Origin of the sequence: Catenulispora pinisilvae (assembly GCF_015356865.1) — a bacterium.
Taxonomy (GTDB): domain Bacteria; phylum Actinomycetota; class Actinomycetes; order Streptomycetales; family Catenulisporaceae; genus Catenulispora; species Catenulispora pinisilvae.
The window spans coordinates 1-14,963 of sequence record NZ_JAAFZA010000122.1 but is presented as its reverse complement, the minus strand read 5'-3'; the positions used below and the strand labels follow the sequence as shown (position 1 = coordinate 14,963).

Annotated in this window: 12 protein-coding genes; 8 read left to right on the top strand and 4 right to left on the bottom strand. The window is 72.4% G+C overall.

Annotated features, from left to right (window positions below):
* Nucleotides 1–22: 22 nt before the first annotated feature.
* Entirely contained in the window at nt 23–1,084 is a 1,062-nt protein-coding gene (locus tag IZR01_RS28810) for a class I SAM-dependent methyltransferase (protein WP_194925680.1), read from the top strand.
* A 22-nt stretch (nt 1,085–1,106) separates the two neighbouring features.
* Here IZR01_RS28810 and IZR01_RS28805 read toward each other — a convergent pair whose 3' ends face one another.
* The 4 genes from IZR01_RS28805 to IZR01_RS28790 form a co-directional block, all read right to left on the bottom strand.
* The gene (locus tag IZR01_RS28805; RefSeq protein WP_194925679.1) at nt 1,107–3,242 is read right to left on the bottom strand and encodes a prolyl oligopeptidase family serine peptidase; all 2,136 of its coding nucleotides are present in this window, start codon (nt 3,240–3,242) and stop codon (nt 1,107–1,109) included.
* Nucleotides 3,239–4,588, bottom strand: a complete 1,350-nt coding sequence (locus tag IZR01_RS28800; protein WP_194925678.1) for an MFS transporter — start codon at nt 4,586–4,588, stop codon at nt 3,239–3,241. The genes IZR01_RS28805 and IZR01_RS28800 overlap by 4 nt, the downstream gene beginning before the upstream one ends.
* A 28-nt stretch (nt 4,589–4,616) precedes the next feature.
* Complete coding sequence (locus tag IZR01_RS28795; RefSeq protein WP_194925677.1) at nt 4,617–5,816, bottom strand: radical SAM protein; 1,200 nt, start codon at nt 5,814–5,816, stop codon at nt 4,617–4,619.
* A 101-nt stretch (nt 5,817–5,917) separates the two neighbouring features.
* Nucleotides 5,918–6,331 (bottom strand): hypothetical protein, encoded by a 414-nt coding sequence (locus IZR01_RS28790; RefSeq protein WP_194898914.1) that lies wholly within the window; start codon nt 6,329–6,331, stop codon nt 5,918–5,920.
* A gap of 307 nt (nt 6,332–6,638) precedes the next feature.
* On the opposite strand from IZR01_RS28790, the gene IZR01_RS28785 reads away from it, so the two are divergent.
* The 7 genes from IZR01_RS28785 to IZR01_RS53550 form a co-directional block, all read left to right on the top strand.
* Complete coding sequence (locus IZR01_RS28785; protein ID WP_194925676.1) at nt 6,639–7,760, top strand: radical SAM/SPASM domain-containing protein; 1,122 nt, start codon at nt 6,639–6,641, stop codon at nt 7,758–7,760.
* The gene (locus IZR01_RS28780) at nt 7,757–8,446 is read left to right on the top strand and encodes a hypothetical protein (protein ID WP_194925675.1); all 690 of its coding nucleotides are present in this window, start codon (nt 7,757–7,759) and stop codon (nt 8,444–8,446) included. The genes IZR01_RS28785 and IZR01_RS28780 overlap by 4 nt, the downstream gene beginning before the upstream one ends.
* Complete coding sequence (locus tag IZR01_RS28775; RefSeq protein WP_228555940.1) at nt 8,443–8,646, top strand: aroma-sacti cluster domain-containing protein; 204 nt, start codon at nt 8,443–8,445, stop codon at nt 8,644–8,646. Before IZR01_RS28780 ends, IZR01_RS28775 begins: the two co-directional genes overlap by 4 nt.
* A gap of 94 nt (nt 8,647–8,740) precedes the next feature.
* On the top strand, nt 8,741–12,007 hold the full coding sequence (locus tag IZR01_RS28770) for an adenylate/guanylate cyclase domain-containing protein (protein ID WP_194925674.1): 3,267 nt from the start codon (nt 8,741–8,743) through the stop codon (nt 12,005–12,007).
* Nucleotides 12,004–12,948, top strand: coding sequence for a S8 family peptidase (locus tag IZR01_RS28765; protein WP_194898909.1), 945 nt, complete (start codon nt 12,004–12,006; stop codon nt 12,946–12,948). The genes IZR01_RS28770 and IZR01_RS28765 overlap by 4 nt, the downstream gene beginning before the upstream one ends.
* Nucleotides 12,945–13,622 (top strand): GAF domain-containing protein, encoded by a 678-nt coding sequence (locus IZR01_RS28760; RefSeq protein ID WP_194925673.1) that lies wholly within the window; start codon nt 12,945–12,947, stop codon nt 13,620–13,622. Before IZR01_RS28765 ends, IZR01_RS28760 begins: the two co-directional genes overlap by 4 nt.
* Before the next feature lie 109 nt (nt 13,623–13,731).
* The coding region (locus tag IZR01_RS53550; RefSeq protein WP_194925672.1) for a cytochrome P450 at nt 13,732–14,963 on the top strand (1,232 nt) is incomplete at its 3' end.

Sequence of the window (14,963 nt, the reverse complement as noted above, 5' to 3'; positions counted from 1 at the left end):
ATAATCAGACGTATGATATGCAATGCGCGTGAGCCGTACAGAAGAGATCGCAGCACGGCGCCCCACATATGAGGCCGACCTCAAGGACGGCGTCGACCGCTACTTCGAACCCCGACGGACCGTCTGCCCGTGGTGCGGCTCGGACCGGCTCCGGGAGCGGCTGCACACCACGGACCTGCTCCAACACAAACCCGGCGAATTCCGGCTGGACCGGTGCCTGGAGTGCGGGCACATCTTCCAGAATCCGCGCCTGAGTTCCGAGGGCCTGGAGTTCTACTACCGCGACTTCTACGACGGTCTCGGCGAGAAGGGCACCGGCAACATGTTCGCCGGACGCGGCGCGATCTACCGGAAGCGCGCCGAGGCGCTGGCGCCGCACGCGGACCAGCCCGCCGCCTGGCTGGACGTCGGCACCGGACACGGCCACTTCTGCGAGGCGGCGCGCGGCGTCTTCCCGCACACGGAGTTCGACGGCCTGGACTTCACCGACGGCGCGGAACTGGCCGAGCGTGCCGGACGCGTCCGGCACGGCTACCGGGGCAGCTTCGTCGAGGTCGCGCCGACCGTGGCGGGGACCTACGACGTGGTGAGCATGTTCCACTACCTGGAGCACAGCGTGGAGCCCGGGCTGGAGTTGGAGGCCGCGCGGCTGGCCATCCGGCCCGGCGGCTACCTGCTGATCGAGGTCCCCGACGCGGCCAGCCGCTACTCCCGGCTGCTCGGCCGCCGCTGGCTGCCGTGGCTCCAGCCCCAACACCTGCACTTCCTGCCGGTGGGCAACCTGCGCGAACGGCTCGGCGCGCTCGGGTTCACCGTCGTGGCCGAACAGCACACCGAGCCGCACGACCGGGTCGACCTGCTCGCCGCGACCTGGTTCGCGGTGGACGGCATCGCGCCGCGGGACGAGGCGCCGTGGCTGCCCCGGCGGCCGGGGCGACTCAAGCGCGTCACGCGGGCGGCGATCGTGATCGCCGGCATCCCGGCGCTGGCCGCGGCGACGGTCCTGGACCGGATCATGCCCAAGGCCCTGATACGCCGGTTCGGACTCTCGAACGCGTATCGGGTGGTCGCGCGGCGGGACTGAGCAGAACCACGACTGACGCCGATCACGCGGTGTCGCGAGCGAGATCGAGGTGTTCGGCGAGGAAGGTCATGACGTCGGCGAACAGGTCGACGGTCGTGGCGGTGCCGCGGGCGCCGTGGCCCACCCCGCGTTCCAGACGCAGCAGGATCGGGGCGGGCCCGGCCGAGGCGTGTTGCAGGGCCGCGCACATCTTGCGGGCGTGCAGCGGATCGACGCGGGTGTCACCGTCGGCCACGCCGAACAGGACGGCCGGGTAGTCGACCGCTTCGCGGACGTGGTGGTACGGCGAGTAGGCGTGCAGGACGGCGAGGTCCGCGGGGTCGGCGGCGCTGCCGTACTCCTCGCGCCAGCTGGGGCCCATGCCGGAGTGTTCGTAGCGCACCATGTCCAGGAGCGGGGCGACGGAGACGACGGCCGCGTACTTCTCAGGGTGCTGGGTCAGCGCGGCGGCGACGGTCAGGCCGCCGTTGGAGCTGCCGAGCAGGCCCAGGCGCGCGGGGTCGGCCCACCCGGCGGCGACCAGCCGGTCGGCGGCGGCGTCCAGGTCGTCGAAGGTGGTCTGTTTGTTGGCCCGGCGCCCGGCGTCGTGCCAGGCCCGGCCCTCCTCGCCGCCGCCGCGCAGACAGGTGAAGACGTAGACGCCGCCCATCTCGACCCAGGCCAGGGCCTGCGCGGCCCAGCCGGGGACGATCGAGGCGCCGAAACCGCCGTAGCCGCTGACCACGGTCGGGCGCGGACGGTCCGGACGTCCGGACGGGGACAGGACGAAGGCGGTGACCGGCGTGCCGTCATGCGCGGCGTAACGGATCCGCCGGACGACGCAGCCCTCGATGACCGGGGCGCCGGGGGCCGAGGCCCAGGCGGTGAGCGCGGCGGAGCGGGCGTCGAAGTGCAGGACGTGGCTGGGCGTGACGTGATCGGTGTAGCCGAACCACGCCTGGCGGCCGTCGGGTGCGGGGCGCACGCTTCCGACAGTGCCCGGGCCGGGGAGGGCGAGGCGGTGCAGCTGCTCTCCGGTGTGCGGGTCGTGGAGGGTGAGCTCGGAGACGGCGTGGCGCACGCGGGTGAGGAGGAGTAGGCCGTCGAGCGCGGTGACCTCGGTCAGCACGGCCTCGGGATCCTCGGGTACGAGGACGAGATCGCCGGACAAGGCCGAGCGTGAATCCTGGTCGGACCCGGTGAGCGCGGCGGGGGAAACACTCTCAAGCCGACCGTTCGGCGCGTCCTGATAGCTGATCAGATAGGCCCGGTCATGCGGCCCGGTTCCCGCCGGGATCACCAAGTCCAGCCGCGCTCCCCCGGACCCGAGCACCCGTCGCAGCGCCGGAGCTTCGGGCGTACCGGCGACGTGGTCGGCCAGCCAGAGCTCGGTCGCGGGATCCGCGCCGCGCGTGACCGCGATCGTGAGCCAGCGGCCGTCCGGCGACAGGGCCGGGGTGTAGAAGTCGTCCATGGCCCGGCCTTCGCCGAAGATCAGCGCGTCGCCTTCCGGGTCGGTCCCGAGCCGGTGCAGGCGGACCCGGCGGTGGTAGCGCTCCTCGCCGGGTATCTCCTCCGGCGGGCGGCGGCGCACGTAGTAGAAGCCGCTGGAGTCCGGCAGCCACGCCAGCGGGGAGCGTCGCAGCCGCTCGATCGGGCCGTCCACCGGGCGGCCGGTCGCGACGTCGAGCACCACGAGCCGGGTGTCCTCGGTCCCGGCCGCCGAGTACTGCACGGCGATCAGCGAACCGTCCTGGGACGGATCCCAGGACTCCAGCACCGTCAGCCCGGTCGGGTCGTGGACGAGCGGGTCCCAGAGCGTCCGCGCGTCCTGGCCCCGAGCGTCGGTGACACGCAGCGCGGCTTGGTCGCGGCCCGGTTCACGGAGGGTGTCGAACAGCAGTCCGCCGCGTGCGACCGGAGCGCTGACCGAGCCGGTGTCCACGAGCTCTGCTATGCGCCGGCGCATCGGCTCCAGCCAGGCCCAGCCGCTCCGATGCGCGGCGAACAGGTCCTCCTGAGCCGCGCTCCACGCCGCGGTGTCCGGGTCGGACTCGTCCTCCAGCCAGCGGTACGGGTCCGCGACCGGGATGCCGTGCAGCACCTCGACCGGGCCGGTGCGCCGAGCCGGTGGATAGCCGCGGGTGACGAGACTGGTGCGCTCGTTCACGGCGGTCATGGCGTCTCCTGCGGGTCGTCGTCGTCGAGACCTGATTCAGAGTGCAGGACGAGATCGGGTTCCAGGAAGGCACCCTTATCGCTCGACACACTCTCGGCCGACACACTCTCGGCCGACACACTCTCGGCCGACGCATTCTCGGTCGTCGCCGACAACGCCCCGCCCCGCAACAACGGGAGCGCCGCGACAGCCGTCCCGGCGGCGATCACCGCGGCCAACAGCACCCACGTCCGCGAGATCCCGGCGTCCTGGAGCAGCACGCCGGCCGCCGCCGGGCCCAGCGACGCCAGGCCCGCCATCAGCAGATCGGCGGCGGTGGAGATCCGGCCGAGCAACTCGCGCGGGGACTCGGTGAGCAGTACCCGTCCGACCAGGATCCCGGCCGGCGGGGTGAGGAAGATGAGCAGCACCAGCACCGGACCGACCACCAGTGGCGTGGGGGCGGCGGCGAACGCCGCGAAGCCGAGCGTCCAGACCACGCCCACCACGAGGAACAGCGGCCCGGGGTCGAGCAGCGCGATGACTCGTGGTGCGGCCAAGGCGCCGAGGACGGCGCCCACCCCGGCGCACGCCATCACCAGGCCGATGACGGTGCCCGCGGTGTGCTTCTCCCGTAGCATCACCACCACGGCCACCTCGGCCGCCGCCCCGCCCAAGTTCAGCAGCGAGCCGAACAGTAGGGCCCTGAGAAGCGCCGGCCGACGCCCGAGCCACCGCACACCGGCCAGAGCGCCGGTCGGACGCGGGGCCGCCGGGTCGGCGGGCTGTGGCCGAGTGGCCATCCCCAGCAGAAGAACCGCAGAGACCGCATAGGAAAGCGCGTCAGCGGTGAACGGCAGGATCCGGTCCACGGCGAACAGCCAGCCGCCCAGGAACGGTCCGACCAGTGTGGCGGTCCCGAGCGCGGCCTGTTCCTTCGCCAGCGCGTCAGAGAGCTGATGTTCGGGCACGACATCGCGCACGGCGATCCTGCTGGCCGGGCCGAACAGCGCCGTCGCGCTGCCCTCGACGATCGCGACCACGAGCAGCTGCGGGTAGCCGAGCGCGCCGAACTGCCCGGCGATCGGGATGCTGCCCAGGGCGACCAGCCGGACCAGGTCGGTGGCCAGCATCAGCCGCCGCCGGTCCGTGCGGTCGACCAGGTTGCCGGCCGGCAGCCGCAGGGCCAGCCGGGTGACCAGCGAGCAGGTGGCGACCAGGCCGGCCTCCGCGGCGCCCGCGCCGAGGGAGAGGACCAGCAGCGGGAAGGCGATCAGGGACATCTGCGAGCCCAGCGTCGACAGGGTCGAGCCGGTCCAGAAGCGGCGGAAGTCCCGGTTCTCGCGCAGGATTCCAGTGCTGGTCATGCGTTCCACCTCCGAGCGGTCGGGCCGGTCAGCGGGTCCCGGCCGGGTGCAGCAGGTCGAGCAGTTCGGCGTCGACCTCGTCCTGGAACGCCGCCAGCTCCGCCGCGTGCTCGCCGTGCCGGTACTGGTCGGTACAGGTGATCCAGCGGTCCGCGATGTGCTCGCCGGACAGGTAGCCGCCGTCGACGTCGCCCACGACCCACTCCGGCCGGCCCGCGGTCTCCCAGCAGCTGGCCAGCGAGCCGTCGGCGCTGACCACCGCGCCGTATTGGCCGTCCGGGTGCTCACACGCCTGGCAGCCCTTGCCCGAACGCGGGCGGGTCAGCGTGAAGCCGCGTTCCTGGGCCGCGCGGTGCCAGCGGGTGAACTCCGCGGCGAGCGCGCCGCCGTAGGAGAGTTCGTTGCCGTAGCCGACGCCTACGTCGCCGATGAGCGCGAACTGGATGGTGCACTGTGTCACGTCGAGCCGGTCGGCCAGCCGCTGCACCAGCGCGTCCATCCCGTGCTTGTTGAGGTGCGAGACGTTGACCCGAAGATGCCAGCGCACTGATGCCGCGCTCATCGCCTGCGCCGCGTTGTCCACGATCTTGTCGAAGGTCGGGCCGCCGGAGCGGGTGACGCGGATCGCGTCGTGCTCGTCCCGGTCGCCGTCGAAGGTGAGCTGGACGGAGCCCAGGCCCGCGGCGTTCAGGGTCCTGACGACCAGCGGCGTGAGCAGCGTGCCGTTGGAGACCATGGACACGGTGAGCTTGCCGAGCTCCGCGGCGCGTTCCAGAAGGTCGACGGCGCCGCGCAGGTTGAGCAGCGGCTCCCCGCCGAACAGCATCAGGGCGAGCTTGTCCAGCTTCGCCTCGGCCATCCGGGCGCGGGTGAAGTCGAGGATCGCAGAGGTCGTATCCGGCTTGAGCCGGGCGTGCTCGATCCGGGGCGGCCGGGATCCCCCGCGCGGGTCCTGCGCGATGTTCTGGAAGCAGTAGCCGCAGCCCAGATTGCAGTCGGTGCTGGTCAGCACCGTGAGGGAGTAGGTGCTCGGCGGACGCTTGCGCAGCAGTCCCTGTTCGCGCAGCCGGTCCAGCGTGGCCGGCGCGACGGTGCCGTCGGCGTCGACCTGCGCGGGGTGGAGTTTGGCGGAGCCGCCTTCGCTGACGAACCACCAGCCCTGCCGGGCCGGGAGCAGGCGCGAGGGAGCGTCCGCGACAAGCGGTTCCGGGCTAATGGTCCGGAGCATGGTGCCTCCTGTCGGATGGATCGGGGCGGGGTCGGGCGGGTCGGCCGCAGCGCCGGCCCGGATGGGCGGCGCCGCGGCCGACTGGCCCGGGGTGGTGAGGATCAGGCGCTGCCGGTGTTCACGCCGCACCACGGGGTGTCCTCGGTGGCGGCGGTGCCGGTGTTCACCGCGCACCACGGGGTGTCCTCACCGGAGTGCGCGATCACCTCCGGGTCATCCTCGGTAGCGGCGCTGCCGGTGTTGACGCCACACCACGGGGTGTCGTCACCGGAGTGCGCGATCACCTCCGGGTCGTCCTCGGTGGCGGCGCTGCCGGTGTTGACACCGCACCACGGGGTGTCCTCACCGGAGTGCGCGATCACCTCCGGGTCGTCCTCGGTGGCGGCGCTGCCGGTGTTCACGCCACACCACGGCGTGTCCTCACCGGAGTGCGCGACGACTTCGGGCTCGTTCTCCTGCTCACGCTTCTTGCCCATCGTGTTCTCCAGACTCGTGCGGAAGGCGGGTTTTCTCACGCTGTGGCCCTCGTTGACCGGGGCCGACGCCGACCATGCTGTGCGGCCGCGCTTCGAGCCCGGTTGGACCGCGCCGCATTTTCGCTATGGCCGCAGGTCGGATCGCTTGACAGCGCGGTTCGGGGTTCGTCGGCGGGCGCACAACGGCCCGGCACCGGCTTGTCAGGGCCCTACCTCAACGCCCGGAGCTGCGGCCATATCGGTATTTGCGCGCGCGTTAACCGAGGGCGAATCGACCGGGCGGACATTGTTCGTCGGACGCCCTCGACGCGGTGTCCTCGGAGCGACCGCCGAGAAGGAGCGCGCTGTGGAACTGGTCGACCTCATCAGCCTGCGTCCGGTGCCCTGCGCCGGCGTGCTGCTGATGCTGACTCAGCGCTGCCCCCTGCACTGCGCGCACTGCTCCACCGCGTCCACCATGGCCGGGCCGCAGACGGACGCCGCGGCGTTGCACCGGCTGGTCGGCTCGTTCGGGCCGGAGAACCGGCCGGAGCTGGTCATGTTCACCGGCGGCGAGCCGCTACTGCGGCCGGGCCTGGTGACCGAGCTTGCCCGGGCCGCCGCTGCTCGCGGAGTACGCACGGCGTTGCTCAGCGGGATGTTCTTCGCACGCCACGAGCGCATCGCGCCGCACGTCCAGGAGGCGATCCGGTCCGTCGACCACTTCTCCGCGAGCCTGGACCGCGAACACGAGCGAGAGGTGCCCAGGGCTGCGGTCCTGCGCACGCTCGCCACCTTGCTGGACGACGGCATGGCGGTGAGCCTGCACCTCACCGGACACGGCGCCGACGATCCGTATCTGGCCGAAGTGACCGCACAGGTCCGGCGCAGGTTCGGGGACCGGGTTCCGATGCTGGTGAACGAAGTGCGCGCGGTGGGTCGGGCGACGTCCTGGGCCACGGCCGCACGGATCGCCGCCGGGGCTGACGAGGCCTCGGAAAGCACACCGGATCGCACTCGCGTGCTGCCGTGCGCCATGGCCGCGTGGCCCGTGGTGGCCGCCGACGGCACGGTCCTGGCCTGCTGCGGTCAGGACGCCGTGGACCGGCGACCGGCCCCGGAGCATCTGCTGCTCGGGAACATCGCCGAAGACGACTGGCCGACGCTGCGCGAGCGGGCCCTGAACTCACCCGAGCTGCGGATGATCAGGGCTCTGGGTCCGCTGCACCTGCGCTCCCGATTCGGTGACGGCGACACCGGTCCGGACGGCTATTGCGCCGCCTGCCTCGCACTCCCCCAGAGCACTGATCTGCCGGCGATCCGCGCCTTCGGTGCCGGACCGGCCGGGGAGCTGCTGGACCGGCACGCCACGCGGACGCAGGCCGAAGCCGGTCCGGTCGCGCTGGTGCGACGCTTCGGCTGCGCCAAGTACGCCGAGCTGGTGGCTCCGGGCGGGGCTCCGAGTGGGGCTCCGGGCGGCCCACGATGACCGCGACCCTCTCGCGCAGCGGCGTGCTGCACGTCAAGATCTCCCTCGCCGACCGCGCTCTGAACACCGCGCTGGACCGTCTCTGGCTGGCTGACGGCCTCGCCCCGCGCTACGGCCGCTACCTCGCCGCCATGCATCAGGTGATCCGCGCTTCGGTCCCGCTCATGGAGCTCGCGGCCCGGCGATGCGCCGAGCGCGGGGACGCGGATCCGCTCAGCGCCCTCCTGCACGACTACCTGGTCGAGCACATCGAGGAGGAACGCGACCACGATCGCTGGCTGCTGGAAGACCTCGCCGTCGTGCGGGACGACGGAAACCTCCCGGCGCCGCCGGCCGGGCTCGCGGCGGCCCGGCTGGTCGGCCCGCAGTACTACTGGATCGAACACGGACACCCGGTGACGCTGCTCGGCTATATCGCAGTGCTCGAAAGCCGGGCTCCCGCCGAGTGGCTGGCCGACCGGCTGGCGCTGGACACCGGGCTGCCCGCCGAGGCGTTCCGCACCGTTCGCGCGCACGCCGAACTGGACGGCTCCCACACCGGCCGCCTGGACGCCGTACTGGACGACCTACCTCTGACCCGGGCTCAGGACTCCGCGATCGGCGTGAACGCGCTGCACACCGTCGGCGCGCTGACCGAGCTGATCAGGGAACTGTCACGGATCACCGACCTGTGGAGGAACGCGTGAACGACTTCGACAATCCCACGCTGGCCGTACTCGAGGCGGCCGGATTCCCGTTGGCGACGCTGAGCGAGGAACAGGTCATGGTCCTGGGTTCGCTCACCGGACCGGAGCTGGACCTGTTGGTGGACCTCAAGGCCAAGCTCGACGAGGTCGAACCCGAGGTCCAGGCGCACGGCAACATCGCCGGCGGCGCACTGTTCTGAACAGCTTGCAGAACGACTTGTAGAGCGACCTGTAGAACGGCTTGCACCGAGCGCCTGACCGCCTGTTCCGACCGAGCTTCGAGGAGGGGAAGCAGTGCACTGCGCCGCATGCTCCGAAACGCTGCCTGACAGCGCCCGCTTCTGCCTGTACTGCGGTACGCCTTGCGCCGCGGACGCCACGACGGCGGCGATACCGACGCCCGCGCCAGCCCGGGTTCCGGCGCCGCCGTCCCGGATCCCGGCGCCGGCGACCGGGACCGCGCCGGCCGAGGAACGCCGACCGGTCACCGTGCTGTTCTGCGACCTGGTCGGCTCGACCGCCCTGTCCGGACGGCTCGATCCGGAGACGCTGCGCTCCGTCGTGCTGCGCTATTTCGCGGCCGTGCGCGAGCCCATCGAGTCCCGCGGCGGCACCGTCGAGAAGTTCATCGGGGACGCGGTCATGGCCGTCTTCGGAATCCCGGATCTGCATGAGGACGACGGGCTGCGCGCGGTCGCCGCGGCCCTTGAGGTGCCCGAGGTCCTGGACCGGCTGAACGAGGAACTCCATTCGGCGCTCGGCGTGCGGCTGGCCGTGCGGATCGGCATCGCCACCGGCGAGGCGGTGGTCGGCACCGACTCCGAGGAGCGGCAGGTGCTCGTCTCCGGCGAGGTGGCCAACGTGGCGGCCCGGCTCGAACAGAACGCCGCGCCCGGCGAGATCCTGATCGACGCGGAGACCCGGCGCGCGGTCTCCGCGGCGGTGGTCGCGCAGGACGCGGGGCCGATGAGCCTGCGGGGGAAGTCCGCACCGGTGCGGGCGTACCGGCTCAGTGCCCTGCGTGGGGACGATCCGGGGCTGCTGCGCCGCTTCGATCTGCCCTTCGTGGGGCGTGAGGAGCAGTTCGTGGCGTTGGACGGTGCGCTGCGCGACACGGCCGAGGGCGGGCGAGTACGGGTACTGACGTTGGCCGCGGAGGCGGGCCTGGGCAAGACCAGGCTGCTGCGGGAGTGGCTGGAACGTGATCCCTCCCGGCAGGCGCACGCCGGTGTCGGCCGCTGCCGTCCGCACGCGCAGAGCGGCACTCTGACGGCGCTGGCCGAAGCGGTCTCGGCGCTGTTGGACAACGTTCATGCGGGGCCGGGAACGAGCGCGAAGGCAGAGCCGAGATCGTCCTGGCCCGGGGCGGTGACCGACGCGCTGGCGCTGCTCGACGTCGGGATGCTGCGTGACGGCACGCCCAATCCGTCCGTCGAGGACACCTGCGCCTCGCTGGCCGTGGTGCTGCGTCACCTGGCCGCCGACGCGCCGTTGATCCTGGTGCTCGACGACTTCCACTGGTCACGCCCGGCATTGCGGGCCACCGTCGAACGGCTGTCCGCACTGGCCGCCGACTTCCCGCTGCTGCTGATCTGCGCCGGACGTCCGGAACTACTGGAGTCCGGCCCGGACCAGGAATGCCTCACGCTGCCTCCGCTGCCGAGGGCGGACTGCGCACGACTGGCCGAGGCCTATGCCGAGCGGGAATCCGGTGTGCCACAACGGTTTCCGGCCCGTGTCCTCGATCGGGCGGAGGGCAACCCGCTGCTGCTGGAGCAGCTGCTCGCGGTCGCGGATCCCGCGAACCTGGACGGCGCCGACGGTCTGCCCTCTACGATCCAGGCGTTGCTCGGCGTCCGCATCGACGCCTTGGGCACGGCCGAACGCGCGGCCTTGTCCCTGGCGGCGGTCCTGGGCCGCGAGTTCACGGCGAGTCAGGTCGCCGGTCTGGCCCGGTCCGGCCCCGAGGGCGGGCCCGGCGGCGATCTGCACGCCGAACCCGAGGACGCCGACGCGACCAGCCCGGCGCTGCGCGAGCTGGCCCAGCACCGGATGATCGAGGCCGCGACCGGCGACGACTTCCGCTTCAGCAGCGGCCTGGTCCAGGAGGTTTCGTATCAGCGCACTGCCAAGCGGGTGCGGGCGGAGCGGCACGAGCGCACGGCCGGGTTGCTGGTGGCGTCACAGGCCACTGATCACGAGGTCGGCACCCACCTGGAGCTCGCCCACCGCTACCGCAGCGAGCTCGGGCTGGCCGACGGCCGCACCGAACTGCTGCGCTCCCGCGCGATGACGACCCTGGCCGCCGCCGGGGCCCGGGCCCTGGCGCGAGCCGACCTCGGCTGGGCCGAGCCGCTGCTGCGCCGGGCCACCGCGCTGAGCGAACCGGCGGACGAGCAGCGGCCGCGGGTGCTGTGGCAGTTGGCCGAGGTGCTGGTGGCCGGCGGGAACCTGGACGAGGGCCGGGCCCTGCTGGCCGAGATCGCCGCCGATCCGGCCGCCGCGAACCTGGTGCGTGCGCACGCCCGGCTGGCGCTGGCCGTGCACAGTGCGGACGCCGATCCGGACGGCACGGCCCGCGTCGCCGAGGAGGTGAGCGCCGCCTTCACCGCGGCCGGCGACGAACTGGGGCAAGCCAGGTCGCGGCTTCGGGTGGCGCAAGCGCGGCAGACGCTGGGGCGGCATGGCGAGGCCGAGCAGTTGCTGCTCAGCGCCGCCGACCACGCGGTGCGGGCCGATGCCGAGCCCGAGCGCGCGGCCATCCTCGGCGCGCTCGGAGTCTCGCTGTGCGCCGGGCCGACGCCGGTCGCCGAGGCCGTGGCGCGGTGCCGTGAGCTGCTGGCGCGGCACGGGGTGCGGCGCATCGTGCAGATCACGCTCAACTGCCCGCTCGCGGTGCTGCTCGCTTTGGATGGGCGGCCCGCGGAGGCCGGGGCCTGCTTGGACGCGGCGGATCAGGAGGCGCAGGCGGCCGGCTACGCGGAGACCTCCGTGTTCCTGCCCTTCTTCCGGGCCACCATCGCTTCGCTGTCCGGCCGGCCGCAGGAGGCCGATACGCTGCTGCGGCTGGCCGAGCGGGCCGCTGAGCGGATGGGTGGGAGCAACGCGGCGGGCCAGTTCCGGCGCGCGCGTGCTCGGGTGCTGGTGGATTCCGGGGATGCTGATTCCGCAAGAGCCCTGGTGCTGCAACCGGATACACATGAGCCGATCGAAGCCGTTGACGCGCTGTCGCTTGAGGACGCTGTCGATCTGCAAGGGTTGTTGGCGCGGGTGCTGGTGGATTCGGCTCCGGGGCGGGCGTTGGAACTGGCTCGACGCGCGGTCGCCGATGCCGGTCCTACTGACTCGCCGGTCCTCAAGGCCACTGCGGCGCTCGATCTGGCGCGCTGTGCGCGGGCCGCGGGCCGGGGGTCGGAGGCAGAGCGGGCCGCCCGCTCGGCGCTGGATCTGTTCGCCGCAAAGGGGCACCGGCCGGGAGCGCGCTGCGCGCAGCAGCTGCTGGACCAGATCGGACACAACCCGGCCGACGCCGTCGTTTCCGCAGGAAGGCTCACCCGATGACCACCGACTCCATCGAGCACGCGTCGGCGCCGGCGGAGGCGCCGCCGCATCCGGCGCGTCCGGCGCCGTTACCGCATCCGCCGCATCCGCCGCACGCGCCGCGGTTGCGCAGCTCCCCCGATCCGGCGCGGCTGACGTGGAGCCTGCGCGGGCGGACGCCGGACGAGATCGCGCTGAGCGCGGACGGGATCGACGTCACGCCGGAGTGGGCGTGGGGCGGCTCGACCGGGCGCGGGATCCGGGTCTGCGTCGTGGACAGCGGTGTCGAGCGGGACCATCCGGATGTCGGGGAGGTCGACGGGTCGTGGGTGGTGGTCGGCGACGAGGACGGGTTCCGCGTCGTGCCGACCGACACCGGCGACATGTGCGGTCACGGCACGGCTTGCGCGAGCATCGTGCGGCGGCTGGCCCCGGACTGTGAGCTGCACAGTGTCAGGGTTCTGGGAGAGCGCTTCTCCGGGACCGGTGATGTGTTGCTGGCCGGGCTACGCTGGGCGGTGCAGCAGCGGTTCGACGTGGTGAACCTGAGCCTGTCGACCACGCGTGCGAAGTTCGCGCAGGCGCTGCACGAGCTCGCCGACGAGGCGTACTTCGGCGGCACCGCGTTGGTGGCCTCGGCGCACAACACTCCGGTGGAGAGCTTTCCGTGGCGGTTCTCCTCGGTGTTCTCGGTCGGCAGCCACCAGGAGACCGATCAGGATCTGCACCTGTACAACCCCGAGCCGCCGGTGGAGTTCTTCGCCGCCGGCCAGAACGTCTCAGTGGCCTGGCTCGGCGGCAAGACGATCCGCACCACCGGCAACAGCTTCGCCACTCCGTTCGTCACCGGGACCTGCGCGCGGATCCTGGCCAAGCATCCGGGCCTGACTCTGTTCCAGCTCAAGAGCGTGCTCTATCTGACGGCAGCCAACGTCCAAGTCGATACCAGAGGTGCAGCATGAACCAGCCGGACAACACTGTCGTGGACCGGTCCGGAGCCGAAGCGGGCGCCGGCGTGGTGACCGATGCGGTGACCGATGCGGCAGCCGACCCGCTGGCGCGGGAACTGCTCCAGTCCATCGTGGACACCGCCCGCGCGATCTTCGGCGCGGCCGCCAGCTCCATCTTCCTGCTCGACGAGGCCGCCGGGGAACTGGTCTTCCAGGCGGTCTCCGGGCAGGGCGAGGACTTCCTGGTCGGCCGCAGGTTCCCGGCCGGACGCGGGATCGCGGGCTGGGTCGCCGGTTCCGGCGAGCCGATGGTGGTGGACGATCTGAACCGGGAGCAGGGGTTCGCCCGCGATCTGGCCGAGTCCACCCAGTACGTTCCCAATGCCCTGATGGCGGCGCCGTTGCTGGACGCGTCCGGGGTGCTCGGCGTCCTGGAGGTGCTGGACCCCTCCCCGCAGGCGCGTTCCGACCTGGCCGAGCTCGACCTGCTCGCGCTGTTCGCGCGGCAGTCGGCCGGCGCGCTGCGGTTGGTGACGCAGCGGCAGGCGCAAGGGCGTCCCGGCGCGGTTGGGGTGCGCGCCGGGGTGCGGGCGGTCGAGGGGCTGGACGAGGCGGGGCGGGCGGCCGGGCTGGTGCTGATCGACGCTGTGCGCGATCTGTTGCTGGCCGGGAACGGGCATTCCTGACCACTGACTACGAGTACCGCGAGCACCGCAAACACTACGAGCACTACGAGCACCACGAGCACTGATATCGATCCGTAGTCTCAACCTCCTGAGCAGATGGGACAGCGCTGTGGCCTCGACACCTGTGTCCCCGGGAACGGCTTCACCGCTCGGCGGGCGGTTCATCGCCGACCCGCGGCCCGTCCTGGACCGGCTCCGCGAATCGTGCCCGGTGACCCACACGACCTCGCCGGCGGGACAGGAGGTGTGGGTGGTCACGCGCGAGGCCGACGTCCGCGCCGCGCTGCTGAACCCGCGGCTGTCGCTGGCCCGCGAGCCGGTCGACGTCGGCCGTCCGCACCGGGCCCTGGACATGACGCTGGTCAACTACGATCCGCCGGACCACACGCGGATCCGGCGGCTGGCCGCGCCGGCGCTCTCGGCGGCGCGGCTCGCGCCTTGGCGGGAGCGGGTCGCGGAGTTGGCTGAGGGGATGCTGGACGGGCTTGGGCGCCGGGAAAGTTTGGCGGGTGTGGCGAACCTGGAGGGCGCGGAGGGCGCGGAGGGCGCGGACCGAGCTGAGCATCTGGAAGTAGAGCTGCTGGCGGATTTCGCGCAGCCGTTCGCGTTCGGCGTGATGTGCGAGGTGTTCGGCATCGCGGAAGCGCACCGGCCGGCACTGCGCGCGGCGATGGACACGCTGGCCGACGCCCAGGGGCACAGCGTCGCCGAGAAGGAGGCGGCGGTGTCCGTACTGGACTCTTATGTGCGGTGGCGGGTTGATCTCGGTGCGTCCGCGGATCGCGGTGCGGGCGTTATCGGGGAGGTCATCAGGACTTGGACGGCGGGCAACGAGACGCCGGGCGCCGCCCCGGTGAGCCGGGAAGAGCTGCTGGACCTGATCGCCATGCTGCTACTGGCCGGGTACGACAGCACGGTGCAGATGTTGGCCCTCGCGGTCCTGGCACTGTGCGCGGAGCCGGACGGCCTGGCGCCGCTGGCCGCGACCGGCGAGCTGTCGCCGAGCGCCGTGGACGAACTGCTGCGGATGGACACCCCCGGGCCGTTCGCGACGACGCGCCACGCGCTCAGCGACGTACGGATCGCCGGAACGGTGATCCCGGCGGGCAGCCAGGTCCTGCTGTCCCTCACGGCGGCGAACCACGACCACCGGACCCACACCGACCCGCAGCTGCTGCGACTGGACCGAACGACGCGCAGCCGCCAACTGAGCTTCGGCCTGGGCCCGCACTACTGCCTCGGCTCGGCCCTGGCCCGAATGACGCTGGCGGCGGCGCTCGGCGGACTCGCGCGACGCTGGCCCGGGGCGCGGGTCGCGGTGGGGACGGAGCGGTTGCGGTG